Annotated in this window: 3 protein-coding genes; all 3 read left to right on the top strand. The window is 44.8% G+C overall.

Going from position 1 to position 4018, the window contains the following annotated elements:
• The first annotated feature begins 448 nt into the window (after positions 1-448).
• Positions 449-1018 (top strand): SF0329 family protein, encoded by a 570-nt coding sequence (locus tag KI367_RS26505; protein WP_036715330.1) that lies wholly within the window; start codon positions 449-451, stop codon positions 1016-1018.
• A 141-nt stretch (positions 1019-1159) separates the two neighbouring features.
• Complete coding sequence (locus KI367_RS26500; protein ID WP_212953268.1) at positions 1160-2350, top strand: DUF4317 domain-containing protein; 1191 nt, start codon at positions 1160-1162, stop codon at positions 2348-2350.
• 470 nt (positions 2351-2820) lie between these two features.
• On the top strand, positions 2821-3558 hold the full coding sequence (locus KI367_RS26495) for a uracil-DNA glycosylase family protein (RefSeq protein WP_212953265.1): 738 nt from the start codon (positions 2821-2823) through the stop codon (positions 3556-3558).
• Positions 3559-4018: the final 460 nt, after the last annotated feature.

The raw sequence follows: 4018 nt of genomic DNA, 5'->3' as shown, positions 1-4018 counted from the left end.
GAGGGGGAAAGACCACCCCAAAAGTCAAATTTTCTCTTGCGAACATGGGTAATTCCTACATTTTTACATTTCCTTACCCTATTGTTCCGACGTTTTGCCTTGATCTTATGGGCTTTCGAAATTTAGGCTTATTTATCTTTGAGAATTCAAAATAGCACGATGTTTTGAGATGCCAGACTTTTGCAAAAGAAGCGGAGCGGCGTTGGTTGATTTTGAAACGAGGGACCTCGATGATTTGTTCCTGTTCGTACTGAAAAAAGTATGCCACAGAAACGACAGGAGAATGACTGTGCAAACTTTGTGGGTTGTTTTTTGGCAGGGGTTTATTCATACTGAACAAGATGGCGCAGAATGATACTGTGCCTTCTTAAGCATAATTTTTTTTAAAAGAAGAAAGCCTGACAACCGCACATACGGATCGGCAGGTTTTGAAAATATAGGAGGATCCATGTCCTGGAGTAAACTGAAGCAACAGCTGGAGAGTTTTCTCTGTCCTGCGTTAAACGGAAGGGTTGAATACCGAGCAACGGGTTATCGTTATTTGCCGGATAAAGCAGGGCTTTGTTATATTTCGGTAGATAAAAAGGACGTCCTCCGAATGAATGATAAAATGAGTTCAATCAGATGGTATACGGCGGAGCTGGAAATTAAAAATGACCCGGATATCCAAATACCGATCAGCGATGAAGAAATGGAAAAGGTCAGAAAAGATACCAAAGGAACCGTTCCGGAGGATCGTCTGAAAGTCATTGCCAGAAACCGGAAAATATCGGAATATGCCAAGGAGCTTTTGGCGGCGCAGGCTTCGTTAAGCAAATCCAATTTTGTTGCTGTCGCTACTCAATTTTTATCGACTTCGATCGAAGAAAGTATCGAGAGCAAGGATATTTTATTGAATGTTCTGGCTTTGGTGGACAGACGAGTTGGAAAAAAGCGGATTTTAAACATGTCCGAAAAGATGAAGTTAAAGCATCCCGTTGTGCAGTATTTTTATGAATTGCGGCGCAGTACATGTTGAGAAAAATAGTTTTCGTTGCGGCAATGCAGATGGCTATAAAATAGAGAAAAGAAGCAAGACACGTAACCCTTCTAGCGGAGGGTTTTTGTATCGTTTATACTTATAGAGCCAATTTACTTTCTAGGAGTTGTCTGACGAACCATGAACAAGAAAGAAGTCGCGCACATACGCAAGCAGTTTAAGCTGGATAATCATTTGATGCAAATTTACGATATTCTGAACGTGTACATTATGAAGGAAACGAACGAAATTTATCACTGGGAGCGGAGTCCCTTTGAGTTAGTGGACCGGGAGAAGCAGGAGCTGTACATGGGCAACTTCAAAAAGCTGCTGACCGGCGAATTGGATCACAAGCTGTTCGAGCTTAAGTTTACGGAGGAGACGGAAGACCAGAAAGACCCTTCGCGGGTGCTGCTTCACCAAGCGATCCAGACGGGCGATCCGGAGGAGTGGCAGGATCTGATGCTGCTGCTCGTAGAGAAAATGATGGCGGACACGACCTATGAACGGGATACGGTCATTACGTTCGTGCGCGGTCAATACTACCGGCCGACCAAGGCGCGGAATGATGAAGCCGAGGAGACAGGGAATGACGAGGTGTTCGGGCATCCGTTCATTCTATGCAGCGTGAACTCGACGGAGAAGCAGCGGAAGGCGCTTTTGTTCGACTATGTGGAGAAAGAGTTCAAGTACAATGTCATCGTAGATCCGATCATCAAGCTCAGCACGCCGGAGGAAGGGTTCTTCTATCCCAGCGTGACGGACAATTATTCCGACGTGAACCGGGTTCTCTATTGTACGGGGAAATCGAATGATCCGAATGAGCGTTTCATCTCCGAGGTGTTGAATGCAGAACGGTCAGTGACGGCGCTGGAAGAGCGGGCGATCTTCGAAGACATCGTGAAGGAAGTCGCGGGTGAACAGCTGGACTCGGCCACGATCGCACACGTATACGAGGAAATTCATCATGTGATCGAATCCCACCAGGATGAGGAAGAACCTCCGAAGCTGGATTATACCGATGTCGAACGCGTGCTGACCGCAAGCGGCGTAGAAAACGTGACCAAGGAAGCCGTGGAACGGGCGTTTGAAACCATCGTGGACGATAAGAACTATGAACTGAAGGCAAAAAGCGTCATCCCGAAATTCACGTCCAAATCGATCAAGATCGATACCAAGGTAGCCACGATTACGATCAGCCCACAGGATTTAAGGTACATTAAACAGGTGAGCTTCCAAGGCAAACGCTGCATCATGATTGAGGTTGACGAGGATGCTGTTATCGAGGGCTTTACGCTAACCACGGAGACGTTGTTGGAGAAGGCGGAATGAAGCGGTAAGAGATTTTGAGATGCTCCCCTTACGGAGACAGGTTTTATGATTTTGCCTGTACTGTGAGGGGAGTATTTTTATGTTTGGTTTATTTCGGATGAATGTGGCCATCGGTTGGTGGCGAAGGGGGCGCTATTGGGTCGGAAAGTAGACCATCAGCGACGCGCTGGGCGGATCTGACGAAAGGAGCAGTTCCATGAAGCTAACTGATAGGCTGCTGAATCACCTGAAAGCTGAAGTGCCATTTACCATGAGTTTATAGGGGGAGTACGGAAAAAAAATTCTTTTTTTGTGAATGAGGACGATCACCAGGCTGCCGATGGCGAAAATGACTCCAATTCTACGAGTATCGAAGAATTGGATTGTACCATACAATTTGAATACTATCCTGATGATTTAAGACGCTGTATGATTAGGTGGATTGGGTATGGCAACTGACGGAATATATATCAAAAGTGAGGAGGGATCGTATGAGTATCACCGACAAACAAATGGCTTACCTAGCATTGGTCAATCAACGGAAGAATTGCACGATGTGTGATCCTGCGCAGTGCGAACTAATAAATCCGAGCCAAGCGCTGAACGGGCGATTCGATACGAATGAAATCGGGCACTGGACAGAGTGGCAGGGCAGCTTGGATGCAAAAATGATGGTTGTCGGCCAGGATTGGGGGGATTTCAATACGCTGGAGAAACAAGAAGGGGTATGTAATGTAGACAATAGCTCAACCAATCGCGCATTGATTCAATTATTAAATATTGCCGGCGTGGACATTGACGAAAGTACCGCTAAAAACAAACACGCTGATTTATTTTTCACCAATGCTATCTTGTGCATGAAAACAGAAGGCGGACTAGCAGGTAAAGTGAGAGGATCGTGGTTTCGAAATTGCGTGTCCTCATTTCTTAAACCTCTCATTGAGGAGATCGTTCAACCCAAAGTTGTTGTCACATTGGGAGAAAAGGCTACCAAGTCATTATTACGTGAGTATGGTTATAAAGGTATAAACTTCAAAGAATTGGTTGAAAGGGAATCACCGATTATCGTTGGCAGGAATACAGCAGTATTTCCGGTCTTCCACTGCGGCAGTTTAGGACGGAGAAACAGACCTTTTGAACAGCAAAAGTCCGACTGGTTGCGAATCAAGGCATATTTGGAACGGGCAGATGATGGAAGTATGTCTAATTTAATCTCTGTCACAAATTAATCATATGGTAAGGAGGAAGGACGAAATGAAAATTAACCCTTATGGGAGAAGCAGTCCAATCATTAAAGCGGCTACTAACTGAAGAGAAGATCAGATATTTACTTCAAGGATTGCAGCAGTCGTCTCAGCCAACGAGTCAAAATGATCGAGGCTTTTGGTGTAGATTGAACATTAACAGACCGGGAGCACTACAAATTCATATGGGCTAGAAGCATGTCATTGATGCTAGTTTTGGGGTATTTCTACGGAATAAGGTGACTTGCTAGAACTGAAAAAGAGCATATTAGAATTCTTTAAGTACGTTCAAGAAAGTGATGCTAGACTAAATAGTGTACACCGAGAATCGAGAATGCGACAATAAACCTAGCAAAATCGAGGTGTCCGAAGATGAGTCAGAAATATGACAAAGAGTTTAAAATCCAAACCGTAAAAATGATTCAGGAACAGGGGAAGCCGGTGG

Origin of the sequence: Paenibacillus cookii, assembly GCF_018333375.1 — a bacterium.
Classification (GTDB): Bacteria; Bacillota; Bacilli; order Paenibacillales; family Paenibacillaceae; genus Paenibacillus_AQ; species Paenibacillus_AQ cookii.
Note: the sequence above shows the minus strand (reverse complement) of the source record. Positions and strands in the feature narration are given on the sequence as shown.